Source organism: Candidatus Poriferisocius sp. (assembly GCF_965202595.1).
GTDB lineage: Bacteria > Actinomycetota > Acidimicrobiia > Acidimicrobiales > Bin134 > Poriferisocius.
Map to the genome: position 1 here is coordinate 1951390 of NZ_OZ241836.1, position 26038 is coordinate 1977427.

Annotated in this window: 20 protein-coding genes and 3 rRNA genes; 1 reads left to right on the forward strand and 22 read right to left on the reverse strand. The window is 63.1% G+C overall.

Annotated elements, in window-relative coordinates; all coding sequences use genetic code 11:
• Positions 1-26 precede the first annotated feature (26 nt).
• The 5 genes from ACOGXC_RS08880 to tyrS all read right to left on the reverse strand — a co-directional run bounded on the left by ACOGXC_RS08880 (position 27) and on the right by tyrS (position 8113).
• Positions 27-932 (reverse strand): hypothetical protein, encoded by a 906-nt coding sequence (locus ACOGXC_RS08880; protein ID WP_419917840.1) that lies wholly within the window; start codon positions 930-932, stop codon positions 27-29.
• Positions 933-1213: 281 nt separating this feature from the next.
• A 5S ribosomal RNA gene (rrf, locus tag ACOGXC_RS08885) occupies positions 1214-1330 on the reverse strand.
• A gap of 94 nt (positions 1331-1424) precedes the next feature.
• A 23S ribosomal RNA gene (locus ACOGXC_RS08890) occupies positions 1425-4519 on the reverse strand.
• A 235-nt stretch (positions 4520-4754) separates the two neighbouring features.
• Positions 4755-6270: ribosomal RNA gene (locus tag ACOGXC_RS08895) — 16S ribosomal RNA — on the reverse strand.
• The 16S, 23S and 5S rRNA genes sit together here, the layout of an rRNA operon.
• 487 nt (positions 6271-6757) lie before the next feature.
• Positions 6758-8113, reverse strand: a complete 1356-nt coding sequence (tyrS, locus tag ACOGXC_RS08900; RefSeq protein WP_419917841.1) for a tyrosine--tRNA ligase — start codon at positions 8111-8113, stop codon at positions 6758-6760.
• A 35-nt stretch (positions 8114-8148) separates the two neighbouring features.
• Between tyrS and ACOGXC_RS08905 the strand changes: the two genes are divergently transcribed.
• Positions 8149-8655, forward strand: a complete 507-nt coding sequence (locus ACOGXC_RS08905; protein ID WP_419917842.1) for a hypothetical protein — start codon at positions 8149-8151, stop codon at positions 8653-8655.
• A gap of 93 nt (positions 8656-8748) precedes the next feature.
• Here the strand turns inward: ACOGXC_RS08905 and ACOGXC_RS08910 are convergent, their stop codons facing one another.
• The 17 genes from ACOGXC_RS08910 to ACOGXC_RS08990 form a co-directional block, all read right to left on the reverse strand.
• Positions 8749-9366: an NUDIX hydrolase gene (locus tag ACOGXC_RS08910; protein WP_419917843.1), complete on the reverse strand. Its 618-nt coding sequence runs from the start codon at positions 9364-9366 to the stop codon at positions 8749-8751.
• Positions 9367-9374: 8 nt separating this feature from the next.
• Positions 9375-9950, reverse strand: coding sequence for a DNA-3-methyladenine glycosylase (locus tag ACOGXC_RS08915; RefSeq protein WP_419917844.1), 576 nt, complete (start codon positions 9948-9950; stop codon positions 9375-9377).
• Between the two features lie 72 nt (positions 9951-10022).
• Entirely contained in the window at positions 10023-10598 is a 576-nt protein-coding gene (locus tag ACOGXC_RS08920) for a hypothetical protein (RefSeq protein WP_419917845.1), read from the reverse strand.
• A 137-nt stretch (positions 10599-10735) separates the two neighbouring features.
• Positions 10736-12118 carry an argininosuccinate lyase gene (argH, locus tag ACOGXC_RS08925; RefSeq protein ID WP_419917846.1) on the reverse strand — a complete coding sequence of 461 codons (1383 nt, stop codon included), beginning with the start codon at positions 12116-12118 and terminating at the stop codon, positions 10736-10738.
• A gap of 81 nt (positions 12119-12199) precedes the next feature.
• Entirely contained in the window at positions 12200-13417 is a 1218-nt protein-coding gene (locus tag ACOGXC_RS08930; protein ID WP_419920051.1) for an argininosuccinate synthase, read from the reverse strand.
• A gap of 78 nt (positions 13418-13495) precedes the next feature.
• A complete protein-coding gene (gene argR, locus ACOGXC_RS08935; protein ID WP_419917847.1) occupies positions 13496-13999 on the reverse strand; it encodes an arginine repressor in 504 nt (167 codons plus the stop codon).
• The gene (gene argF, locus ACOGXC_RS08940) at positions 13996-14895 is read right to left on the reverse strand and encodes an ornithine carbamoyltransferase (protein ID WP_419917848.1); all 900 of its coding nucleotides are present in this window, start codon (positions 14893-14895) and stop codon (positions 13996-13998) included. The genes argR and argF overlap by 4 nt, the downstream gene beginning before the upstream one ends.
• 105 nt (positions 14896-15000) lie before the next feature.
• A complete protein-coding gene (locus ACOGXC_RS08945; RefSeq protein WP_419917849.1) occupies positions 15001-16182 on the reverse strand; it encodes an acetylornithine transaminase in 1182 nt (393 codons plus the stop codon).
• Positions 16179-17159, reverse strand: a complete 981-nt coding sequence (argB, locus tag ACOGXC_RS08950; RefSeq protein ID WP_419917850.1) for an acetylglutamate kinase — start codon at positions 17157-17159, stop codon at positions 16179-16181. Before argB ends, ACOGXC_RS08945 begins: the two co-directional genes overlap by 4 nt.
• Positions 17156-18313: a bifunctional glutamate N-acetyltransferase/amino-acid acetyltransferase ArgJ gene (argJ, locus tag ACOGXC_RS08955; protein ID WP_419917851.1), complete on the reverse strand. Its 1158-nt coding sequence runs from the start codon at positions 18311-18313 to the stop codon at positions 17156-17158. The genes argB and argJ overlap by 4 nt, the downstream gene beginning before the upstream one ends.
• A 64-nt stretch (positions 18314-18377) precedes the next feature.
• Positions 18378-19403 carry an N-acetyl-gamma-glutamyl-phosphate reductase gene (gene argC / locus ACOGXC_RS08960; protein WP_419917852.1) on the reverse strand — a complete coding sequence of 342 codons (1026 nt, stop codon included), beginning with the start codon at positions 19401-19403 and terminating at the stop codon, positions 18378-18380.
• Positions 19404-19612: 209 nt separating this feature from the next.
• Complete coding sequence (locus tag ACOGXC_RS08965) at positions 19613-20155, reverse strand: hypothetical protein (RefSeq protein ID WP_419917853.1); 543 nt, start codon at positions 20153-20155, stop codon at positions 19613-19615.
• Complete coding sequence (pheT, locus tag ACOGXC_RS08970) at positions 20152-22509, reverse strand: phenylalanine--tRNA ligase subunit beta (RefSeq protein ID WP_419917854.1); 2358 nt, start codon at positions 22507-22509, stop codon at positions 20152-20154. The genes ACOGXC_RS08965 and pheT overlap by 4 nt, the downstream gene beginning before the upstream one ends.
• A gap of 133 nt (positions 22510-22642) precedes the next feature.
• Positions 22643-23638 carry a phenylalanine--tRNA ligase subunit alpha gene (gene pheS, locus ACOGXC_RS08975; protein WP_419920052.1) on the reverse strand — a complete coding sequence of 332 codons (996 nt, stop codon included), beginning with the start codon at positions 23636-23638 and terminating at the stop codon, positions 22643-22645.
• Positions 23639-23754: 116 nt separating this feature from the next.
• Complete coding sequence (locus ACOGXC_RS08980; protein WP_419917855.1) at positions 23755-24918, reverse strand: hypothetical protein; 1164 nt, start codon at positions 24916-24918, stop codon at positions 23755-23757.
• A gap of 15 nt (positions 24919-24933) precedes the next feature.
• Positions 24934-25254: a hypothetical protein gene (locus ACOGXC_RS08985; protein WP_419917856.1), complete on the reverse strand. Its 321-nt coding sequence runs from the start codon at positions 25252-25254 to the stop codon at positions 24934-24936.
• Positions 25255-25370: 116 nt separating this feature from the next.
• The gene (locus ACOGXC_RS08990) at positions 25371-26012 is read right to left on the reverse strand and encodes a ribonuclease HII (RefSeq protein ID WP_419917857.1); all 642 of its coding nucleotides are present in this window, start codon (positions 26010-26012) and stop codon (positions 25371-25373) included.
• Positions 26013-26038 lie beyond the last annotated feature (26 nt).

Below are 26038 nucleotides of genomic sequence, written 5' to 3' on the forward strand. Positions count from 1 at the left end.
TCGGGGGCATGTTCTCGAGCCCAGGCTCACCGCAGGGCTGCCAACCTCTCGGCCACATCCACATACAGCTCATCCTGTTCGTTCAACCACCCGAAAAGATCCCGAGCTCGGGGAATGTCCCCGGCTCGCTCGCACAAATCGGCGAGGGCGTAAGCCTGACGCAAATGGTGTTCCGCGGCCCGGCGAGGAAGCTTCAGGCCCTCCGACAGCAGATGCACGGCCTCGGCCGTCTTTCCCCTGTCGCCCAGCGCTCCGGCAGCCACCATCCGGCCCTCGACCAGCACTGCCGTGCTCGCCCCAGAGGCTCTCAACTCGGCCCACAGCTCATCGACATCGGCCCACCGGTGCTGAGCTCGATGGCAGTCGGCCAGAACGGGATGAAGATCGGTACGGCCGGTGAGCCGCCGGAAGGCCTCCAACTCCGCTGCCGCCGGTTCCCATCGGCCCAATCGGTACAGGGTCAGACCGGTCAACTCTCTCACCTCTGGCACCTTGGGGGCCTGCTCGGACAAGCCGTCCAGATCTCTCCAGGCCCTGCGGTAATCCTCCTGCTCGTATGCAGCCTCGGCTCGATCCAATCGCCGCCGGAAATGGACTGCCATTCGCTGGCCTACCGCCTCCTCCAACTTCTGGACTTCAGGAGCCGAGCCGCCTTTGGGCAATCGGGCGCGTTTTCGACTCCGAGGCTGCTCGCCCGGCGTCCGGGCCGGTGCATCGCCCAGGTTGCCTCTTTGGACAGCTTCTCGAGCCTCGGCTCGCAACTCCTTGGTGCGGGCTTGACGAACTGCCCGCCGCTCAGACCGCAAGCGGGCCTGCTCCGCCTGCTCCGCCTCCTCATCGGACAACTCGACGATCTCGGGGTCTGCTTCGACCTCGGAAACCAGAAGCGGTTCCGTCACCTTGGCGGCCCCCTTACGGGCTACTGCCCCCATTCCATGTGGCCCCTTCGGGGCAGGTAACTGAGATTTCCCCCGGTTATTGGACCTACCGCCCGCCGTCTTTTTACCCCGAGGCGGGCCGGACCGTCCCCGGCCTCGATGGATCCCTTGCCTAGAAGGCCCCCTACGATTAGGAGGCTTGCGGCCTGATCTTCCGCCAGAAGACACCACCTGAGTTTACCGAGACAGCCACCGCATACGGCATGGAAACAAAATAGGCAAAAAACAAAAAACAAAATAATGGCGGGGGCCACACGACCCCCGCCATTTGCGAAATCCGGCGGCGACCTACTCTCCCAGGGCGTCTCCACCCAAGTACCATCGGCGCTGGTGGGCTTAACTTCCGTGTTCGGAATGGGAACGGGTGTGACCCCACCGCCATCGCCACCGAAACCTTTATGTTCTTCTATGTTCTCCTTCACGAGGGAGTGCCCAAAGAACTCCATAGCGAGCACAAGCACCTGTCCGACATCAAGTTAATGATATTGAACCAAGCCCTCGGCCGATTAGTACCGGTCAGCTAAACATGTTGCCATGCGTACACTTCCGGCCTATCAACGTGGTGTTCTACCACGGGCCTTACCCGGTTAACCCGGTGGGTGATCTCATCTTGGAACAGGCTTCCCACTTAGATGCTTTCAGCGGTTATCCCTTCCGCAGGTCGCTAACCAGCCATGCCCTTGGCAGAACAACTGGCACACGAGAGCTGCGTCCGTCCCGGTCCTCTCGTACTAGGGACAGCCTTCCTCAAATCACCTTCGGCTACAGAGGATAGGGACCGAACTGTCTCACGACGTTCTAAACCCAGCTCGCGTACCGCTTTAATGGGCGAACAGCCCAACCCTTGGGACCTGCTTCAGCCCCAGGATGCGATGAGCCGACATCGAGGTGCCAAACCTTCCCGTCGATATGGACTCTTGGGGAAGATGAGCCTGTTATCCCCGGGGTACCTTTTATCCGTTGAGCGACGGCGCTTCCACACGCAACCGCCGGATCACTATGCCCAACTTTCGTTTCTGCTCGACCCGTCGGTCTCGCAGTCAAGCTCCCTTGTGCCATTACACTCGACGCCTGATTGCCAACCAGGCTGAGGGAACCTTTGGGCGCCTCCGTTACTCTTTGGGAGGCGACCGCCCCAGTCAAACTACCCACCTGACACTGTCCTCAACCCGGATAACGGGCCTAAGTTAGATGCCCAGCATGCGCAGAGTGGTATTTCAAGGTTGACTCCACACAAACTAGCGTCCATGCTTCCTAGTCTCCCACCTATCCTACACAACACATACCAAACACCAATATCAAGCTGTAGTAAAGGTCCACGGGGTCTTTCCGTCCTTCTGTAGCTAACGAGCATCTTTACTCGTACTTCAATTTCGCTGGGTCTGTGGTTGAGACAGTAGGAAAGTCGTTACGCCATTCGTGCAGGTCGGAACTTACCCGACAAGGAATTTCGCTACCTTAGGACCGTTATAGTTACGGCCGCCGTTTACCGGGGCTTAGGTTCAGAGCTTCGCCTTACGGCTAACCCCTCCCCGTAACCTTCCGGCACCGGGCAGGCGTCACAGCGTATACTGCGTCTTACGACTTCGCACGCTGCTGTGTTTTTAGTAAACAGTCGCTTTCCTCTGGTTTGTGCCACCCGATCAAGCTCCGGGCGCGAAGCCCATCACTTTACTAGGGTCATCCTTATCCCAAAGTTACGGATGTAATTTGCCGAGTTCCTTAACCACAGTTCTCCCAATCGCCTTGGTATTCTCTACCTGCCCACCTGTGTTGGTTTGGGGTACGGGCACCGTGAAAGCTAACTAGCGGCTTTTCTTGGCAGTTCAGGATCAGTGACTTCACCTCATGCGGTTCGGTATCACGCCTCAGGCTTTATGGGGACCGGACTTACCTGGGCCCCACCCTACACGCTTACCCCAGGACAACCATCGCCTGGGTTCACCTACCTCTCTGCGTCCCCGCGTTGCTGGCCGCTCCGATGTGGGTCGGTTTCTTCTGTCCCTTTGCGGGACAGACATCCCCTTAGCAACACCAGTTAAGCCTGGACGCGTTCACAGCGGTACCGGAATATCAACCGGTTGTGCATCGACTACGCCTGTCGGCCTCGCCTTAGCTCCCGACTCACCCTGGGAGGATTAGCCTTCCCCAGGAACCCTTGGGCTTTCGGCGGAAAGGTTTCTCACCCCTCTCTCGCTACTCATACCAACATTCTCACTCGGCCCCGGTCCACGCCAGCTCACGCTGACGCTTCGCTCCGAGACCGACGCTCCGCTACCACTCCTGCCTAACGGCAGAAATCCGCAACTTCGGTTTCTAGCTTTAGCCCCGTTACATTGTCCGCGCAGGATCACTCGACCAGTGAGCTGTTACGCACTCTTTCAAGGATGGCTGCTTCTAAGCCAACCTCTTGGCTGTCTGTGCAATCCCACATCGTTTACCACTTAGCTAGAAATTAGGGACCTTAGTTGGCGGTCTGGGCTGTTTCCCTTTCGACCCCGAAGCTCATCCCCCGGGGTCTCACTGCTGTGCTCTGGAACCATGGCATTCGGAGTTTGGCTGAGGTCAGTAAGCTTGTCGGCCCCCTAGCCCATCCAGTGCTCTACCTCCATGGTTGAACGCACAACGCTGCACCTAAATGCATTTCGCGGAGAACCAGCTATCTCCGGGTTTGATTGGCCTTTCACCCCTATTCACAGGTCATCCGCCCAGTTTTCAACCTAGGTCGGTTCGCGCCTCCACGGAGTCTTACCCCCGCTTCACACTGCCCATGAATAGATCACCCGGCTTCGGGTCTACAGCATGCGACTATACGCCCAGTTAAGACTCGCTTTCGCTCCGACTTCCCTTCACAGGTTAATCTTGCCACATACCGTAACTCGTTGGCTCATTCTTCAAAAGGCACGCCATCGCGATCTCGGATTGATGGTCAAAAGACCATCGGTTGAGACGACGCTCTGACTGCTTGTAAACCAACGGTTTCAGGTACTATTTCACTCCCCTCCCGGGGTACTTTTCACCTTTCCCTCACGGTACTAGTTCACTATCGGTCGCCTACGTATACTTAGCCTTACGAGGTGGTCCTCGCAGATTCACGCCGAATTACACGGCAACGGCGCTACTCGGGGACACTCAGCGGAGTGTGCAGCAGTTTCGTGTACGGGGCTATTACCCCCTGTGGCTCGCCTTTCCAGAACGATTCCACTACCACGCACATTTATAACTCCGTGGAGGATCTGGTGCTCCTCCTCTGAGACCCCACAACACCGGACCGGCAACGCCACCAGGCTATTCCACCGGCACGGTTTAGGCTCTTCCCATTTCGCTCGCCGCTACTAAGGGAGTCGCGGTTGCTTTCCTTTCCTACAGGTTACTTAGATGTTTCAGTTCACCTGGTTCCCTCTACCGGTGCTATGTGTTCACACCGGAGTGATACCCCATGACGAGTATCGGGTTTCCCCATTCGGACATCCCCGGATCGAAGCTCAGTCGGCAGCTCCCCGAGGCTTATCGCAGCCTCTCACGTCCTTCATCGGTAGTAGGCACCAAGGCATCCACCGTTGGCTCTTCGTAGCTTGGAAGATTCAAATATCGAAGAACTCTTATTTCGATCAGATGCTCGTGCTCGCTATGCAGTTCTCAAGGTTCACAAGAGGATACCGTCATACAGTAAAACTGTTTCGGCAGAGCCTCGAGCGTGAAAATCACGCTCCCTCAAAACGGAAGAGAGAACAAAGAGCAGCCAGTGCATCAACTGGGAGTGTCCGAACTTGATACCACTATTCAGCGCTATCAAGCGGATACGGAACTCCTTAGAAAGGAGGTGATCCAGCCGCACCTTCCGGTACGGCTACCTTGTTACGACTTCACCCCAATCGCCAACCCCACCTTCGGCAGCTCCCCCTCAAAAGAGTTAGGCCACTGACTTCGGGTGTTGCCGACTTTCGTGGTGTGACGGGCGGTGTGTACAAGGCCCGGGAACGTATTCACCCCGGCGTTGCTGATCCGGGATTACTAGCGACTCCGACTTCATGGAGTCGAGTTGCAGACTCCAATCCGAACTGAGACTGGTTTTAAGGGATTCGCTTCACCTTGCGGTGTCGCTGCCCGTTGTGTCAGCCATTGTAGCATGTTTGCAGCCCTGGACATAAGGGGCATGATGACTTGACGTCGTCCCCACCTTCCTCCGAGTTGACCCCGGCAGTCTCCTACGAGTCCCCACCATAACGTGCTGGCAACATAGGACGAGGGTTGCGCTCGTTGCGGGACTTAACCCAACATCTCACGACACGAGCTGACGACAGCCATGCACCACCTGTGTACGGCCCCGAAGGACACCATATCTCTATGGCTTTTCCGTACATGTCAAACCCAGGTAAGGTTCTTCGCGTTGCCTCGAATTAAGCAACATGCTCCGCCGCTTGTGCGGGCCCCCGTCAATTCCTTTGAGTTTTAGCCTTGCGGCCGTACTCCCCAGGCGGGGCACTTAATGCGTTAGCTACGGCACGGAACCCGTTGATAAGGCCCCACACCTAGTGCCCAACGTTTACGGCGTGGACTACCAGGGTATCTAATCCTGTTTGCTACCCACGCTTTCGCTCCTCAGCGTCAGTACCGGCCCAGAGTGCTGCCTTCGCCGTCGGTGTTCCTCCTGATATCTGCGCATTTCACCGCTACACCAGGAATTCCACACTCCTCTACCGGACTCTAGTCATGGCAGTATCGGATGCAGTCTTAGGGTTGAGCCCCAACCTTTCACATCTGACTTACCAAACCGCCTACGAGCTCTTTACGCCCAATAATTCCGGACAACGCTCGCCCCCTACGTGTTACCGCGGCTGCTGGCACGTAGTTGGCCGGGGCTTCTTCTTCAGGTACCGTCAATTTCGTCCCTGATGAAAGGGGTTTACAACCCGAGAGCCTTCATCCCCCACGCGGCGTTGCTGCGTCAGGCTTTCGCCCATTGCGCAAGATTCCCCACTGCTGCCTCCCGCAGGAGTCTGGGCCGTGTCTCAGTCCCAGTGTGGCTGATCGTCCTCTCAGACCAGCTACCCGTCAATGCCTTGGTGAGCCGTTACCTCACCAACAAGCTGATAGGCCGCGAGACCCTCCCGAAGCGCCGGAGCATTTCCTCTGCCGATCATGCGACCGGCGGAGGGTATCTGGTATTAGCCACAGTTTCCCGTGGTTGTCCCAGTCTTCGGGGCAGGTTTCTCACGTGTTACGCACCCGTTCGCCACTTGGTCATTGCCCGAAGGCGACCTCGTTCGACTTGCATGTGTTAGGCACGCCGCCAGCGTTCGTCCTGAGCCAGGATCAAACTCTCCGTCAACATCTCCAGCAGCTTCCCCCGAGGGAGGCCACTGCCTTCGATCAGATGCCCGCCTCGCTTCATTGCCTCGGCAAGACAGGGCGATTCCGGAAAGCCATGAGCCACTCAATCCTTGCGAACTGGTGCCTCGACGAGAGCCGAAGCCCTCCCTGGCTTGATTTCCTTGGAATTGTGTCAGGTCGACGACATCGACGCGAGGTGCGCCGAGCCATCGCCCGCACTGGCTTTTCCGTCCTCTCTTCCGTTTTCAAGGAGCGTGGGGCGGTAACCCTAGCGGGAGAACCGCATTGCCCGGGCGAACCCGGAACCTTGCTCTGCCTCCAGAGTGGACCCGAGGGCCACCCGTTCAAGAGGCGGGTTGCCACCTTACCGGCGAGGATCGGACAACGTCAACCCAAAATGTCAATCCAAAATAATTTTTTGCCAAAATAATTTTTTGGTTGACCCATCATTCTCGGGCGGCCTCGACTTTTCCCCCACCGTCGGCTCAACTGGGCCCCGACCCCGATAGAACTCGCAACAGGTGGTGGCGGCGCTTGCCCCGCCTGAGCAGCAGGTAGCGGCCATGCAGCAGGCGATCAACCGCCACCAACGGCGCTGACCCGGAAACCCGCTGGTTGTTGACGTACACCGAACCCTCCGCCAAGCCCCGGCGGGCATCGCCCTTTGATGAGGCCAGCCCGATGGCAACCAGCAGTTCCACCAGATCGAAGCTGTTCGACTCGGCATCGAAGCCAGCACCAGGCGCGAGAAAAACATCGGAAGTGGGAACCTCGGCATCGAAGCCAGCGCCAGGCGTGAGAAAAACATCGGAAGTGGGAACCTCGGCGGCCACGGCCTCGAGGGCGAACTCGTCCATGTCCTCAATGGGAGAGCCGAACAGTATCCGGGCCGCCTTCTCGGCGGCGGCCGCCGCCGCTGGACCATGGACCAAAGAGGTGACCTCGTTGGCCAGCACCCGTTGGGCCTCCCGCCGGCCGGGGTCGCGTTGATGGGCCTCGACCAGATCGGCAATCTCCCCCACCGGTAGCATGGTGAACCTGAGCAGGCTCTGTTCCACGTCCTCATCGGCCACCTGCACGAAGTACTGGTGAAAGCGGTAGGTGCTGGTGCGCGCGGGATCCAGCCAAACCGCACCATCGGCGGTCTTGCCGAACTTGGCCCCGTCGGATCGGGTCAGCAGGGGCCAGGTGAGTCCGTGAACCTGGGCACCGGAGCGGCGGCGAATAAGATCCACCCCGGCGGTGATATTGCCCCACTGATCGGAGCCGCCGATCTGAAGTTCGCAGTTGCGATGAGCGTGCAACCACCAGAAGTCGTAGGCCTGCAACAGCATGTAGGTGAACTCGGTGAAAGAGATGCCGGTATCGCTCTCCATACGGGTGCGCACCGAGTGCTTGGCCGCCATCTGGTTGACGGTGGCGTGCTTGCCGGTCTCCCGCAAGAACTCGATGAGCGTGAGATGGCGGGTCCAGTCGTAGTTGTTGACCAGTTCGGCATCACCATCGAAGTCCAGCAGCTTCTGCAACTGCCCCCTTATGCCGGCCAGGTTGGCCGCCAGAGTGTCCTCGTCCAGCAGATTGCGTTCGTCGGAGCGCCCGCTGGGATCGCCCACCATGCCGGTGGCCCCACCCACCAGGGCGATGGGCCGGTGACCGGCCCTCTGGAACCGCCGCAGCACCAGTACCCCGATGAGGTTGCCCAGATGCAGGGAGCTGGCCGTAGGGTCGATGCCGTGGTACACCCCGACCGAACCGCTGCTCAATCGTCGGGCCAGCGTATCCCTATCGGTGGTGTCCTGCACCAGGCCGCGGGATTCGAGTTCTTCAAGCACCGAGCGCATGCTAGGAGAGTAGGCGGCCCCGGGAGAACAGGAACATGAATGCCGGACGATTAGTGGGAATAGCTGGGTTCGTGGTGGTCGCTCTGTTCGCGGCGTTCTGGATCGGGGCCACAATCTGGTACTTCGGCGATGAGAACCCCGACCGCCTGGAGGATCGGGAATGGGTGGCCGGTGCCGAGGCCCTGTGCGCCCAGGTACGGGACCAACTCGAACGGTTGCCCGCGGCCCGCGATGCCGTAGATCTGGCCGACCGTGCCGATCAGATAGAAGCATCAACCGCTGTGCTGGCCGGTATGACCGCGAACCTGGCCGCGGCGACACCCGAGGGGGACGACGGTGAACTTCTGGGATTGTGGCTGGGGAGCTGGGATGTCTATCTCGATGACCGCCGAGCTCACGCCGAAGCTCTTCGGGCCGGTGATGACCTCCAATTCAGGGTGAGCGTGGATCCCGAGCGCAATGAGGGCGTGGATGCCTTGCTGGATGCCTTCGCCGACCGCAACCAGATGCCCTCCTGCGGCGACCCTCTGGACATCGGCTAGAACCAGACAACCTGAAATCGCGGCCACCTCAAAACTGGGGTACCTCAGAACCGCGGCCACCTCAGAACCGGGCCACCTCAAAACTGGGGTACTTCAGAACCGGGGCACCTCTTTCAGGGCTCTTGCTCCCAACTCGGCCAGATGTATGAGGCCTGGGTCGCAGCCAAATTCGGACAAGCGGTTCAGTGGCACCCAGCGCATGCCCATAGATTCGTGATTGGCACGGGGTAGGGCCCCGACAGGTGCTCGCACCAGAAACCGAACGTCGTAGTGCAGGTGTGGATCCTCATCGGGAGGATCCACCCGGTGGATGTCCAGATGCAGGGGATTCGACCAGATGCGTAGACCCTTGATGCCGGTCTCCTCAGCGGCCTCCCGGAGTGCGACCGCCACCAGGTTGGCATCTCCGTCGGCATGGCCCCCCGGCTGCAACCAGAGTCCCAGCTTGGCGTGCAGCAAGAGCAGGGTGTTGTCCCCCTCATGGTCCACCACCAGCGCCGAGCCGGTGAGATGCCCGGGCCGGCACATTCGCCGGCAGGCATCGGGATGATCATCGATCAGCGCCCGGTAGCTATCGCCCAGCGAATCATCGAAGCCCGCGAGCAACCTCCGGGCCGCGGCCAAATCGGTGGTAGGGGCCAACCGTACATCCCCCTGCCCCAACCACAACCCCCCACTCAGGTCAAGATCCGCTTCTGTGGCATCAGCCACGACCGTGGTCAGCCTCTCCGGGACAAATCGGCACAACCGGGAACGTACCAGCGCCACGAAAGGTCGTTACCGGCAGTGAGTCCGATGCGGGTGGAGCGCCCCGGGTTAGTGGGGGGCGGGATCCCGTCGTCAACAATTTCCATTCCCCCATCGGTGCCGACCAGATCTGCACCGTTGGTGGCACCGTCTATACCCAGCGCCGCGCTGAGCTTGGCCGGCCCGCTGCACAGATCCCGATCCCGGCGAGCCGCTGGTCGGCGTTCGCGCATCCGGTCCAGGCCGGCCAGCGGGGTCAGCGCCCGCAGCAGCACGGCGGCACACTCCCCGTCGGCACCGCACACCACGTTGGCACACCAGTGCATGCCGTAGGTGAAGTACACGTAGAGTCGACCCGGAGGACCGAACATGACCTCGGTGCGGGGAGTCATGCCCCGGAACCCGTGGCTGGCGGGGTCATCGTCCCCGCCATAGGCCTCCACCTCCACGATCCGGCCCCGGCAGTCTCCTAACCCCAAAACCTTGTTCAGCAGGTCGGGGGCCACCTCCAGCACATTCCGAGCGTAGAAACCCCGCTCAAGCGGCATTGCCAGACCCACCCTTTCAGGATATTTCAGGATTGGAACCCTGCGAAAAGACGGCCCTGCGGTCGGCGAGTGCTACCCGAGGCCAACAGCCAGCACGGAACCCCAAATGGCCAGCGCGAACCCGACCATGGTGAACACCAATGTGCGCGACAAACGGGCCATCTGGAGCAACAACCTCCCCTCCATCGCCTTCATCTCCCCCCGCAAATCTTTGAACTCGGCATGGACTACCTCAAACTGGGCATCCACCCTCTCGAACTGAGCATCCACCCTCTCGAACTGGGCATAGACCCCTTTGAACTCGGCATCCACCCTCTCGAACTGAGCATAGACCCCTTTGAACTGGGCTTTGAACTGGGCCTCCATCCTGTCGAACTTGGCATCCACCCTCTCGAACTGAGCATAAACCCCCTCGAACTGGGCTTGGACTCCCTTGAACTGGGCATCCACCCTGTCGAATCCGGTGTTCATCTCGATGCGGAGCCGGTCCTCGGTAGCCCGCAGATCTTCCTTGGTAGCCAAACGATCCCACGGAACAGGGGGCAAAGACTCAACCAACGTGGATGCCTCCTCCTCTCCCAAGGTATCGACCAAGCGACTCAGCAACGCCAAACGCCTGCTCTCCCGCAATGACTCATTCCCCGACACAGCCGGACTCCCCAGTTATAAACGTGGAAGGGAGACAAAATCCACTGCCTCCGAGTGATGCCCCGCAGCCTACCGCCCTAACCTCCAACGAGCAACAAACCAACCCCCATCCGTTTTTTTCGTAACTTCAAAAGTTTTCAGGAAGCGAGACGGGCTCTGTCGGTGGCGAGGCGGGAGCGGAAGCGTTGGATCTGTGCGACCACCGGCTCGGGACCAGCCCCACCAGGAGTGGTACGGCGGGTGACGGCAACACCGGGGGCCAGCAGTTCCGCAGCGGTCGGGCCCAAGCGGGCATCGGCTGTTACCAACTCGACCAGGGAGGCTTCACCATCGAGGGAGCGGCGCACCAGGTCGGCGATCACAACATGGGCCTCGCGAAACGGCATGCCGCCGACCACCAGATGCTCGGCCAGGTCAGTGGCCGCGGCGGTGGGAACATCGGCGGATGCGGCCATGGCCTCGGTGCTGAAGGCAATGGAGGTCATCAGGCCGGTCATGGCCCGAACCCCCAGACGAACCTGGTCAACCGTGTCGAACAGGGGTTCCTTGTCCTCCTGGAGATCGCGGTTGTAGGCCAGAGGCAACCCCTTCAATGTCGCCAGCAAGCCGGTGAGGTTACCGATGAGGCGGCCCGCCTTGGCCCGGACCAACTCGGCAACATCGGGGTTCTTCTTCTGGGGCAACATGGAGCTGCCGGTGGCGTAGGCATCGTCCAGAACGGCGAAGTTGGCCTCATCGGAGGTCCAGAACACGATCTCCTCGCCGAGACGGGACAGGTGGACGGCAACCATGGTGAGCACGAACAGGCTCTCGGCCACGAAATCCCGGTCGGACACCGCGTCCATCGAGTTCTCGAACCGGGCGGCAAAACCGAGTTCGGCGGCTGTCGCACCGGGATCCAGCGGCAGCGACGATCCCGCCAGCGCGCCCGCTCCCAGAGGGCTCACATCCAGGCGGGCGCGGGCATCGACCAGCCGATCCACATCCCGGGCCAGCGCCCAACCGTGGGCCAGCAGGTGATGGGCCAAAAGCACCGGCTGGGCCCGCTGGAGGTGGGTGTACCCCGGGAGGTAGGCATCACCGGCGTCCAGGGCCCGCTCGAGCAAAACCTGCTGGAGGGCGATCACATCGGAGGCGATGCCGGCCAGTTCTCGCTTGGCGTAAAGGCGCAGGTCGGTGGCCACCTGGTCATTGCGGCTGCGGCCGGTGTGCAGCTTGGCTCCGGCCGAACCAGCCAGCTCGGTCACCCGGCGCTCGATGGCGGTATGGATATCCTCGTCGCCCGGAGCCAGAGCGAACTCTCCGGAGGCAAGCTCCAGTTCGGTACGATGGAGCGCCACCAGCACGTCGGTGACCTCCGCATCGGTGAGCAGACCGGCGCGGCCCAACATGCGGACATGGGCCCGTGAGCAGGCTATGTCGTCGGGGGCCAAGCGGATGTCAAAGCCGATGCTGGCGGTATAGGCCATCATCTCCTCAGCCGGATTGTCATCGAACCGGCCGTGCCAAAGCGTGCTCATGGTGTACCCCGGTGATCGAAACCGCAGCCCGGTCCCCCGGCGAACCGGCCGTGCCAAAGCGTGCTCATGGTTCGACGGCTCTCATCCCCGCTCGGTTTCCCGCTCGGCCAGGGTGCGCAGCCTCAGGGCGTGAAGCTTGATGAAGCCCTCGGCATCGGCCTGGTGATAGGCACCCTGATCCTCCTCGAAGGTAGCCACGGCCTCGTCGAAGAGGCTGTCCTCGGAGCGCCGCCCGGTGACGGTTACCGTGCCCCGGTAGAGCTTGAGCCGCACGATGCCGTTCACCCGAGCCTGCGAGTGATCGATGGCGGTCTGGAGCATCCGGCGCTCGGGACTCCACCAGTAACCGTTGTACACCAAGCTGGCGTAGCGGGGCATCAGCTCGTCCTTGAGGTGGGCTACTTCCCGGTCGAGGGTGAGGCTCTCCATGGCCCGATGGGCCTTGAGCATGATGGTGCCGCCCGGGGTCTCGTAGCAGCCCCGGGACTTCATCCCGACATAGCGATTCTCCACCAGGTCCAGCCGGCCTATGCCGTTGGCCCCCCCTATGCGGTTCAGCTCGGCCAGAACCGTCGCCGGGCTGAGGATTTGGCCGTCGATGGCGGTGATGTCGCCGCTACTGAAGGTAAGTTCGATCTCGGTCGGGGTATCGGGGGCGTCTTGGGGGGCAGTGGTCCAGCGCCACATCTGCTCGGGGGGCTCGATCCACGGATCCTCCAGCGGGCCACCCTCGTAGGAGATGTGCAACAGGTTGGCATCCATGGAGAACGGGGATCCTCCCTCCCGTTCGGCTTCGATGGGAATACCGTGCTCGGCGGCATACGCCATCAGCTTCTCCCGCGAGCCCAGATCCCAGATGCGCCACGGGGCCACCACCGAGATGTCGGGGTTGAGGGCGTAGGCCCCCAACTCGAAGCGCACCTGGTCGTTGCCCTTGCCGGTGGCACCGTGGGAGACGGCATCGGCTCCAACCTGAGCGGCTATCTCCACCAGCCTCTTGGCGATGAGCGGGCGGGCGATGGAGGTGCCCAGCAGATACTCCCCCTCGTAGATGGCGTTGGCCCTGAACATGGGGAACACGAAGTCGGCCACGAACTCCTCACGCAGATCCTCAATGTAGATCTCGGTAACCCCCATGGCCTCGGCCTTGGCCCGGGCCGGTTCAAGCTCCTCACCCTGGCCCAGATCGGCAGTGAAGGTGACCACCTCGCAGTCATAGGTTTCCTGCAACCAGCGCAGGATCACCGAGGTGTCCAGCCCCCCGGAATAGGCCAGCACGATCTTGTTCAACCCCGACACATTCACAACCCCTCCTCAATCTTGTTCAACCCCGACACATTCACAACCCCTCCTCAATCTTGTTCAACCCCGACACATTCATAACTCATCCTCGAGTTGGGCGGATCCGGCCGAGTGAGGGATACCGGCCAGGGGGCGGAAGAAATCGGCCAGTGCGCGCCCGCCCCCTTCCTCGATGGTCACCACCAGCAAGGTGTCGTCGCCGGCAATGGTACCCAGCACCCCGTCAATCTCCGAGCGATCGATGGCCGACCCGACCACGTGAGCCGATCCCGGTGGAGTTTTCAGCACCACCAGGTTCCCGGAGCTGCCCACCGCCACCACCCACTCCCCCAGCACTCGCCGGAGGTGGTCGTCGGGGATTACCTGATCGGAGGGCAACTCGGGGATGGCGTAGACCGACCCGCCGCCGGTGGGCACCTTGACCGCTCCCAGGTCGTCGAGGTCGCGCGACACCGTGGCCTGGGTGGTCACAACCCCCTCGGCGATCAGCAGCTCCACCAGGTGGGCCTGACTCTGCACCGACTCCTGCCTCAGAATCTGGGCAATCCGGTACTGACGCTGGTTCTTTCCCAGCCTCATTGGTGCCTCAGAAGAAATGTGAGCAGCCCGCGGGCGGCATGCATCCGGTTCTCGGCCTGTAGCCATATCCGGCTGCTGGGACCGTGGAGGACTTCTTCGGTTACCTCCCAGCCAACATGGGCGGGCAGGCAGTGCATGAAGATGGCATCGGGGGTGGCTCGCCGCATCAGCCGGTCATCAACGGTGTAGCTACCGGCGAAGGCGCTCCTCTTCTCCTCAGCCTCGCTCTCCTGACCCATCGACACCCAAACATCGGTGTAGATCACATGGGCACCGTCGACCGCCCGCCCGGGATCCTCAACCTGCTGGGCGGCTCGGCCGCTTTTGGCTATACGATTGAGATCGGAGCTGTCGAAACGATAACCGCCGGGGCTGGCGATGATGAACTCGGCTCCCATCAGGCCGGCACCGATGGCCAGCGAACGGGCCACGTTGTTGGGGTCGCCCACATAGGCGATCCTGCGCCCGTCGATCTCGCCGAACACCTGCTGGATGGTCAACAGATCGGCCAGGGCCTGCAAGGGGTGGGCCCGGTCGCTCAGCAGGTTGATGACCGGCACCGGGCTGGCTGCGGCCATGCGCTCGACCACGGTGTGGTGATACACCCGGGCCCCGATGGCAGCGTGGTAGCACCCCAGCGTTCGGGCGATGTCCTCAGCCGACTCCCGCTGGTCGATTCCCACCTCGTCGCCGGTTATGGATACCGGGTGACCGCCCAGTTGAACAACAGCAATTTCCATGGAATGCCGGGTGCGGGCCGAGGGCTTCTCGAACAGCAGGGCCACCCCCAACCCCTTCAACACCTGTGTTGGAGGCGAGCCCGAGGATGCGGTCAAAATCTGGGCCAGCTCGCCGGCGTTGAGATCATCAACCTCCAGAAAATGGCGCACGCTCATGGCTTCAACACCCCATTGAGCACAGCGAGGGTTCGCACATCCCGCACGCTCATCACCCCAACACCTCGTCGAGCGCAGCGAGGGTTCGCACATCCCGCACGCTCATCACCCCAACACCTCGTCGAGCGCAGCGATGCCGTGGTCCATCTCGGCGTCGTCGATGATGAGGGGTGGGGCGATGCGCAGCGAGGTGGTACCGGCGGTGCCCAGCAGCAGACCCGCAGCCATACCGGCGGCCACCACCTCGGTGGCGAGCCGCTCCCCGGCCAGATCCACCCCCAGCAGCAGGCCCCGGCCCCGAACGCCGGCCACGCCGTCGAGCGACCGGAGCGCGGCCTGCATCTTCTGCCCGGCGCGAGCGGCCATGGTGGGCAGGTCCAGCTCCTCCATCACCTCCAGGGTGGCCCGGGCCGCCGACGCGGCCAACGGTTGGCCACCGAAGGTGGTGGCATGATCGCCGGGGTTGAAAGCAGCCGCAACCTCGGTGCGGGCCCAGCAGGCCCCGATGGGCATGCCGTTGCCCAGTGCCTTGGCCACGGTCACCACGTCGGGTTCGACCCCTTCGTGATGATGGGCGAACCAGCGACCGGTGCGAGCCAGGCCGGTCTGCACCTCGTCGAGCACAAGCAGCAGGTTCCGCTCATCGCACAACTCACGCACGGCTCGCAGGTAGCCGGCGGAGGGCACGTTGACACCCCCCTCGCCCTGGATGGGCTCGAGCAGTACCGCAGCAACGGTGCCGTCGATGGCCCGTTCCAGCTCGGTTATGTCGTCCCAGGGCACGTGACGAAAACCCTCGGGCAGGGGAACGAAGGCCTCGTGCTTCTCGGGCTGCCCGGTGGCGGCCAGAGCGGCCAGCGTGCGGCCGTGGAACGACCGGCCGGCGCTGATCACGGTGTGGCGGCCCCGCCCGCCCCACTTGCGGGCCAGCTTTATGGCGCATTCATTGGCCTCGGCACCGCTGTTGGCAAAGAACACCTGACCGGGGGAACCACCGATGAGCCGGTCGAGGGCACGGGCCACCTGCATCTGAGGTTCGGTGGCGTACAGGTTGGAAACGTGGCACAGGGTGCGGGCCTGCTCGGCCACCGCCTCGGCCACCCGGGGATGAGCGTGACCCAGGTTGCACACCGCTATACCGCTTAGGAGGTCCAGGTAGCGGTTGCCGTCGCGATCCCACAGCCAGCAACCCTGCCCCCGCACGAACATCACCGTCGGGGGCCCGTAAGTGGGCATCAACGGGCAATGTCCGGTGCCGACCCCCACTGCTTGGGTGTGGGCACTCATAGGTCGGCCTCCTTTTGGGGAACGGCCGGGATGGGGTCGGGACCGACCGGGTTGCCACCAACTAAGCGCCCATCCTGCTTTTGAGGAGCGGCCGGGATGGGGTCGGGACCGACCATGGTGCCCACCCCGGCATCGGTGAACAGCTCCAGCAGCAGCACGTGCGGGGTGGTTCCGTTGACCATGTGGGCTGAGGCCACCCCATGGCGCACGGCGTGGACGGCGGCCTCCGCCTTGGGGACCATGCCCCCTGCCAGCTCCCCGGATTCGATCATGGCCTCCAGGGCCGCAGCGCTGGTCTCGCTGATGAGGCTGGACGGGTCATCGGGGTCGGCGTACAGCCCCTCGACATCGGTGAGGAACAACGCCTTGACCGCCCCCAGCGCTCCGGCCAGGGTACCGGCCACGGTGTCGGCGTTGATGTTGAGGGCCTGGCCGGTGGCATCGACCCCGATGGTGGACACCACCGGAATCAGATGCTCGTCCAGCAGGCGGTCGATGATGGTGGTATTGACCGCATCCACCGTACCCACAAAACCCAGGCCGGGATGGCGCACCCGAGCCTGGAGCAACCCGGCATCCTCGCCGGACACCCCCACCGCCAGCGGCCCATGGACGTTGATGGCCGATACGATGTCGCGGTTCACCCGGCCCACCAGCACCATGCGAGCGATGTCCAGGGTGTCGGCATCGGTTACCCGGAGCCCATCCACGAAGGTGGGCTCCAGGCCCAGGCGGGCCATCATCTCACCGATCTGGGGGCCGCCGCCGTGCACCACCACGGGGCGGATGCCCACCGAGTGCATAAGTACCACGTCCGCCGCGAAGCGGGTCAGGTGGGCTTCATCCAGCGCGCTGCCCCCGTACTTGACCACCACGGTGGCTCCCGAGAACCGCTGGATGTAGGGCAGGGCCTGGGTGAGCACCGCGGCGGTGGCCTCCGGAGACAAATCGAGGGCAGCGGTAGGAGCAGGGTTCATGATGTACCCATGTTCTCATCTATGTAGGCGTGGGTGAGGTCGGTGGTTATGACCCGGGCCTCGCCGTCCCCCAGGCCCAGATCGACATGGAGGTCGAGGTGGCGACCGGTCATGTACCGGGCCAGCTCGGGGGGGTGGGCGGGCTCGCCGCGGTCGTACACCACATGGGGTCCGTAGGCGATGGTGAGCCTGGTGTGGTCGAAGGCCACCCCGGCCGCCCCCATCTCCGAGGCGATGCGCCCCCAGTAGGGATCCTGGCCGTACCACGAGCACTTCACCAGTTGGCAGTTGGCCGTGTCCCGGGCCGCTTTGGCCGCCTCGGCATGGGTGGCCGCCCCGGTTACCCGCAGGAATACCGTCTTGGTGGATCCCTCGGCATCGTCGGCCATCTGGAGAGCCAGGTTCTCGCAGGCGGCCGCCACCACCGGGGTCAGGGCTTCGGGATCCACCGGACCGGCCCGCCCGTTGGCCAGCATCAGCACGGTGTCGTTGGTGGACTCGGCCCCGTCAACGGTGAGGGTGTTGAACGTGCCGGCCACCCCGGCGGCCAGGGCGTGGCGGAGGGTAGCGGGATCGGTGGCCGCATCGGTGACCAGCACCGCCAGCATGGTGGCCATGTTGGGTTCCAGCATGGCGGCACCCTTGGCCATGCCCGCCACGGTGAACCCATCGCCGGCGATCACCACCTGCTTGGTCACCGTGTCGGTGGTCATTATTGCTTCGGCCGCTTGAGGCCCCCCGTTCGGGTTACGAGCCCGGGCTGCGGCGGTGATACCGGCCGAGACGGCATCCATGGGCAGGTTGTAGCCGATCAGCCCGGTGGAGCACACCAGAACCTCCTCGGGTGCCACCCCGAGGGCGGCAGCGGTCTCTGTGCACATCCGCCGGGCATCGGCCATACCCCTAACTCCGGTGGCGGCGTTGGCGTTGCCGCTGTTCAGCACCACCGCCGCGGCTTTACCGCCGCTGGCAACCAGGTGCTCGCGGCACACCAAAACCGGTGCGGCGGTCATCTTGTTGGATGTGAACACCCCCGCCGCGCTCACCGGATCACCGTCGGTGGTCGCAACCAGGGCGAGATCCAGGGCCCCGCCGGGTTTGATACCACAGGCCACCCCCGCGGCGCTGAACCCGTTCACTGCGGTCACGCTCATGGGTACAGACCTTCCGGCGGGCGACCCCCAGGAACCACCCGCTCAATATAAGAGGCGAACACGCTCATGGGTACAGGCCCACTGCGGTCAAACCGGTGGTCTCTTCCAGCCCGCTGATGAGGTTGGCACACTGGATCGCCTGGCCGGCCGCCCCCTTCACCAGGTTGTCGATGGCGCAGATTGCCACCACGGTTTGGGTGCGCTGATCGAAGCGGGCGGTGATATGAGCCGCGTTGGAACCCAGCGTGGCCTTGGTGGACGGTGGGTGCTCGGAGACGACGATGAACGGCTCCGTGGCATAGAACTCGGCCAGGGCATCGAGCGGGGCATCGGTGGAGGTTACCCCCGAGGGTCGGGCATAGCAGGTGGCCAGGATACCCCGGTTCATCGGAGCCAGGTGGGGGGTGAACAGCACCGATGCCCCCGTGGCCTGCTGGATCTCGGGGGTGTGGCGGTGGTCCAGCAGCCCGTAGGCGGTGAAGTCCTCGTCTACCGCGCAGAACGTGGTATGTGCCCGGGGGGGACGACCGGCACCGGACACCCCACTGGCCGCGTCCACTATCACGCCTTCGGTCCGGATCAAACCTGTGCGCACCAGGGGGGCCAACGCCAGCGCCGCCGCGGTGGGATAGCAGCCGGGTACCGCCACCGAGGTGGCACCGACCAACTCGTTGCGGAACAACTCGGGCAACCCGTAGGCGAACCGCTCGAGCAGCCCGGGGGCTTGGTGCGGTTCCCCGTACCACTGCCGGTACTGCCCGGCATCCCCGAGCCGGAAGTCGGCAGCCAGGTCAACCACCATCTTGCCCCGATCCAGCAGGTCGGCAACCATGCTCATCGACTGGCCGTGGGGCAGAGCCAGAAACGCCACCGCCACATCGTCCAGAAGCCCCGGGTGGTACTTCACGAACTCCCGGTCGGCACCGGCCACCGCCAGGTGGGGGTAAAGGTCGGCCACCGGCTGCCCCGCCCGGGTATCGCCGGTGACGAAGACGATGTCGAAACCGTCGTGGTGAGCCAGGAGTCGCATCAACTCCGCGCCGACATATCCCGATGCCCCAACGATCCCGGCGGGGATGCTACCTGCCATGAAAGGCATTATGCACTAGGCTGAATACTAATGCAAATTTATTCAGGGTCAGTTTTGCCCTCACAGGATGGCACCCTGAGTCGCAGTCACGACGGGGAGGATCGGCAGGCTCCACCGATGATCATGATGGGTTGGTCATAATGGTTGATGAAAGGCATCAACTAGCAATCGGTGGAGCTTGCCGTTGTGAAAACATCAACATATCAGGATCAAGTAAGAGGTCTTAGTTCTTGTAGTTTATGTTGTACACTTGGGCCAAATTCAACCGTATATGGAACAGAGCGAAGACTGGCAGTTTCAATAGCAACACCCATCTTATTTAACTGTTCTGCAACCCACTCTATCCAAATATCATAGTCGTCTGGCTCCAGTACTAGCATCACCTTTTTTGTCAGTTCTTGCCCACTAACATACATCCATTTACTACTTGCATCAGATTCCGACCATCCACTCCAACCTCTACCTTTTCTCAATATAATCCTCTGACCATCACTAAGGTCTACATATTCTTCTAAAGAAAACCTCAGATAGTCTGAGTCTTCAAATTCCTTCTCTTGTTCAACTTTTTTTGGCGCGAGAGTATAGGAATCTCGCCATTTAATTGAATTCAAAAACCTATTCTGGCGCTTAGGCTGATCATAATGGTGACTATCTTTGTCGGTTGAAATGATTTCCTTGGGGCCTTTCAGTACTTGTACCTCACAGACAGCCCCTAGAGAAATAGCATATAGTTTGCATGTCAACGTTCTCAACCGCGCAGGGTTGCGTTGTGACTGCTTACTACGGCGTCGATGCAGCTCTGGCGGGCCTGGGCCACCTCGGTGTCGGTGAGGGTGTGGTCGGGGGCCTCGAAGCGCAGGGTGAAGGCGAGGCTGCGGCACCCGTCGCCCAACTGTTCGGAGCGGAACACGTCGAACAAGGACACTGTGGCCAGCAACTCACCCCCGGCAGCGGTGATGGTGGCGGCCACCTCACCGGCCGACACTTCATCGGGTATCACAAAGGCCAGGTCAACGTCGCTGGAGGGGTAGCGGCTGGGGGGACGGTACGGGGCCAGCCCCCGGTCGGCACCCAGAAGCGCCCCCAGGTCCACCTCCAACCAGGCCACCCGTTCGGCGATCCCGTAGGCATCCAGTACCTGAGGGTCGATCTCGCCCAACGCGCCCACCGGGGTCCCAGCGGCCAGCACCCTGCCTGAGCGTCCGGGGTGGAGACCGGCCACCGGTTCGTTCACCACCCCTGGGTCGGTTACCAGCAGGTTGCGGGCCAGCCTGTGCCATAGCAAGGTGGCGGCGGTTGCCTCCCGGCCGGCCAGGATAACGGCCAGGTGCTCATCCTCGTGGGGCAGGTCATCTCCCCCGCCGGGATGCACCCGCCCGATCTCGAACAGCGACACCCCGGTGGTACGCCGGGCCGAGTTGTAGGCCACCGCCCCCAGCAGGCCGGGGCGCAGCGAGGTGCGCATCACCGATTCCTCGGCCACCAGGGGGTTGGTCACGGTGATGCCGTCGTCGCCCAAACCGGCTCGGGCCAGATCGCCGGGGGCCAGAAACGGCAGGGGCATGGCCTCGGTGATCCCCATGCCGCCCATAAGTGCTCTGACCGTGCGCCGGTCCCGCTGGCGGGGGGTGAGCGCCCCGGCCTGCTCGGTAACCGGCAGGGTGCGGGCGATCCGGGAGAACCCCCACAGCCGCCCCACCTCCTCGATCACGTCGATCTCGGTGGCCGAGTCCAGCCTCCAGGAGGGGATGGTCACATCCAATTCCTGGCTGCCGTTGCGGGCGCGGCAAGCAAAGCCAATGGGTTCCAAAAGGTTGGCCATCTCACCGGTGCCCAACTCCGTACCCAGGATGGAGTTGACCCGCCGGCCACGAACCCGAACGGTGATGGGCTCGGGGCGGTTGCCGGTGGTGTCGATCATCCCGGTGCCGGTGGTGGCTCCGAGCGCGGCGGCCAACTCGGCGAAGCGATCCAGGGCCACCGGGATGATGTCGGGGTCGGTGCCCCGCTCGAAGCGAGCCGAGGCCTCGCTGCGCAGACCCAGGCGGCGGGCGGTGCGGGCGATGGTCATGGGATCCCACCAGGCGGCCTCCAGCAGCACCGAATGAGTGCCTGGCGATATCTCGGTGGAGGCCCCACCCATTATCCCGGCCAGGCCGATGGGTTCGTCGTCGCGGTTGACTATCACCCCGTCAGTCCCGGTCAGGATTCGGTCCGCACCATCCAGGGTGACCATCCGTTCCCCCGGCCGGGCCATGCGCACCCCCAGCTCACCCCCGGGCACCAGATCCAGGTCGTAGGTGTGGTTGGGCTGGCCCAACTCGAACATCACATAGTTGGACAGGTCCACCACCGCGTTGATGGGCCTCTGTCCCACGGCCAGCAGGCGGTTGGCCATCCACCGGGGAGACGGGCCGGAGGGCACGTTGTCGAGCACCCGAACCCCGAAGCGTCCGCACAGGTCGGGGGCGGCGATGCCCACCGATGCCCTCTGGGCCGAGGGCCGGCCGGTCTCGACCACCCGGGGAGCAGCCGCCGAGAAGGGAACCCCGAGGCGGGCGGCCAGGTCGCGCGCCACCCCCATCATGGACATGGCGTCGGGGCGGTTGGGGTTCACCTCCAGGTCGAACAGCACATCGGCTCGGATGTCCAGCGCCTCGGCGAGCGGGACCCCCAGGGGCAGGCCGCGATCCAGGATCAGGATGCCCTGGTGGTCGTCACCCATGCCGATCTCGGCCCCCGAGCACAGCATGCCGTTGCTCCACTGGCCCCGCATCTTGCGCCGGGCTATCTCCATGCCGCCGGGCATGGTGGTGCCCACTGTGGCCAGGGGAACCCGGTCACCCGCGACCATGTTGAAGGCTCCGCAGCACACCTGGAGGGCTTCGCCGTTGCCGGCGTCCACATCCACCAGTTGAATCCGGTCGGCATCGGGATGGGGTCGGGTGGACAGAACCTCGGCCACCACGATGCCATCCAGACCCCGGCCCAGATGCGACATCTCCTCCACCGCCAGGCCCAGATCGGCCAGAACCTCGGCCAGTTCTGCGGGGCTGCCCCCTATGTCGGGAGCGAACTCCCGCAGCCAGCTCAACAAGACCTTCACCGCACCACCACCAAATAATTTGCTGTCCCAGCCACTAGAACTGCTCCAGAACTAGCTGTCCCAGCCACTAGAACTGCTCCAGAACTAAGTGCCCCCAACACTAGAACTGCTCCAGAACTAGCTGTCCCAGCCACTAGAACTGCTCCAGGAAGCGGATGTCGTTGGTCCACAGCTCGCGCAGGTCGTCGATGCCGAACCGGATGAGCGCCAGGCGGTCGATGCCGAAACCGAAGGCGAACCCCTGCCAGCGCTCGGGATCGATGCCGCAGGCCTCGAAGACGTTGGGGTGGACCATGCCGCAACCGCCCAGCTCCAGCCAGGTACCGTCGGGACGCTGGATGTCGAACTCGGCCGAGGGTTCGGTGAACGGGAAGTAGGAGGGCCGCAGTCGAGAGGTGAAGCCGGGACCGAAGTAGGCGGCGGTGAAAGCCTCTATGGTGCCGGCCAGATCCCCCAGGGAAATGTCGCTGTCCACCACCAGGCCCTCGATCTGGTGGAAAACCGGCATGTGGGTGGCATCGGCGGTGTCCTGGCGGAAACACCGGCCCGGTGCCACCACGTAGATGGGAGGGGCCTGGCTCTCCATCACCCGGGCCTGCACGGGGGAGGTATGGGTGCGCAACAGGGTGCTGGCCGGCTCGCCGTAGTTCACGTACAAGGTGTCGTACATGTCCCGGGCCGGGTGGCCGGCGGGAAAGTTGAGGGCCCCGAAGTTGTACCACTCGCTCTCGATCTCGGGGCCCTCGGCCACCCGGTAGCCCATACCCACGAACACGTCCTCCAACTCCTGCCAGGTCTGGGTGATCACGTGGAGATGACCGTCGGGAAGCTGCTCTGTTACCTCGGTCAGGTCGAGCCGTTCGGCGGCCAGCTTTTGAGCCCGGGCTGAAGCGGCCAACTCCTGCTCCCGTGCCCCCAGAATCTCATCGATGGCCGCTTGAGCCGCGTTCAATGCCTTGCCCAAATTGCGCCGGGCCTCGGGGTCCATGGTTCCCAGGGCTTTGCGGGCCTGCGCCAGAGGGGAACGCTTGCCGCTCACTGCGGTGCGCACGGTGCTCAACTCGTCAAGGGTGGCCGCCGACATCGCCTTCTGCCGGGCCTCAGCCACCACCTGTTCGGCCTCGGAAATACCCTGTTCGGCCTCAGACATACCGCTCCACTATGGCAACCCCTGCCTTGCTAATGCGCATCATTTGCATCCAGCTCAGCCCCGCCACTGGTTCATCCCGACACCGATCCATCTCGCTAATGCGCATCATTTGAATCCAGCTCAGCCAGATACAGGGCCCGGGTGGCCAGAACCTCCCGGGCCTCATGGGCCATGTCGTCGTAGAAGTGCTCCCGGTAGGTCTGGTCGGTTACCGATGACACTGCGAACTGAAGAGCGGACAGAGCCGCGATGAAACCCGACACCGCCAGGAGTTCCGAGGTCAGGACCAGCTCGTCGCCCAGAAAGCCGAAGCGGGCCAGCGGATCCACCGATTCCGACGCCACCCAGGACACGATGGTGGCCTCCCGCACCGTCAGCAGGCCGAAAGCCACGTAGAACCCCCCGATGACCAGGCCGACCAGCACTACCCGCACCGCTTGGGCCACGAGCATGAGCAGCCCGAGGTTCAACCGATCCAGGCGGCCCAGAGCGGGAATCTCCGACACCGCGAAACCCACCGGCGGCTCAGCCGGTCCCAGTGGGGAGTCGCAACCGTCAACCAGCTCGCACACCTGCTCCCAGCTCTCGAATCGGGCCAGACCCACCAGTTCGGAGGGCACCCGCACCACCACCGAGGCGAGGCTGATGGCAACGATCACCCCCATCACCACGGCGTAGTACGGCCAGGTGATGTCGTGGGCCACTTGCCACACCTCGGCGTTCAGGAACAGGAAGGCGCTGAACAGCAAGAGCAGGGGCAGGATGCGGCCCACCAATCGGCCGATGAGGGCTATCTGATGCCCGGAATAGGCACCGGCCCAGGCCATCATGGGCAACAGCCCGAAGCTGACCACCAGGTACGTACCTACCAGCAAGCCGACGTTGATTAGAGCCAAGCCGGCGGCATCGGACCACGGGTTGTCGGAGAACAGAGCGGGCAGCACGGGAGGTATGAGCACGAACACCGCCAACTCCACCGCGCCCACCCGGTCGGGGAGCTGAAACAGCCTCCGACCCCGCAACCGGTTGACCGCGCCCACCGCGCTCAGAGCAATGGCTGCCCCCGCACAGAACACGCCGAACTGGGCCCAGCCGCTGAAACGGTTACCGAAGGAAGCGAACAGCTCCACCGCGAACACCAGCGCCAGGAACGGCACGGCCCGGGTGAACACATCGGTGGTGGCCCGGTATTCATGGATGACGTGGGGTACGCCCCGCCGGATGAACCAGCGCTCGACGGCCTCACGGCGGGTGGTCATGGCCCCCGCCGCCCGTCAGGCCCCCTCGGGGATAGTGGGCACTTCAACGCCGGGGCCGTAGTAAATGAAAAGGTTGGCGATCAGCTCGTCGATGCCGTCCCGGGTACCGCCCTTGGCCAGATCGACCGTAACAATGTTGCTGTTCACGTGAATGGCATCAATGCCGCCCCGTTCAAAAAGGCGGCGGGCCAGTTCGTCCACCGGACGCTCCCCGAATATGTCCTGGCCGGCAGCGAAGCGCTCATGGCCGGTACCGGTGATGCTCCGGTTGATTTCGTAGCGGATTACCCCGGGGCGGCTTGTCGCCCTCTCCACAACAGTTACCGGCTGCCCCATCGGGCAAAAATCCTACTAGGTATCATCCCCCCGGCAAGCAGTCGGGCACTCCCAACCTTGGACAAGCCATCAGGTTGGGCAAGCCATCAGATTGAAAAACCACCATGTGCGCCTTGTTACCTGCTTAGGCGCAGATGGCCCCAGCCGAGGTTGTCCATGAACGCCCAGGAGCGGCGGTGCAGCGGGGTGGGGCCGTGGGCAGCCAGGGCAGCTTTGTGGCGTGGGCAGGGGTATCCCTTGTTGGAGTCGAAGCAATAGTCGGGATGCTCATCGCCGGTGGCCCGCATGAGCCGATCGCGGGTGACCTTGGCCAGCACGGATGCCGCGGCTATCGACAAGCAAACCCTGTCCCCGTTGACCATGGTGTGGGTGTTGCTGCCCCCCACGAAATCCCACTTGCCGTCGATCACAACCGCGTCAAAGTCCGTACCCAGCGCGTCGAGAGCCCGCCGAGCCGCCAGCCTCTGAGCCTGCGACATTCCCAGCGCGTCGCATTCATGGTTGGTGGCGTGCCCCACACCCCAAGCAAGGCACCAATCGGCAAGCCGGTCGTACAAACCCTCCCTCTGCGACTCGGTGAGGAGCTTGGAGTCCCTCACACCGTAAACCCGACGATCATGCGGCACCACCGCCGCCGCAACGGTGAGAGGCCCAGCCCATGCTCCCCTACCCACCTCGTCCACCCCAACCACTCTCTTTGCCCCCTCAGCCCACAACCGGCGCTCAACCGAGAGCCCAGGTACACACGACCTGCCCATTTTCAAACAGTACTCACCCGGGTGCC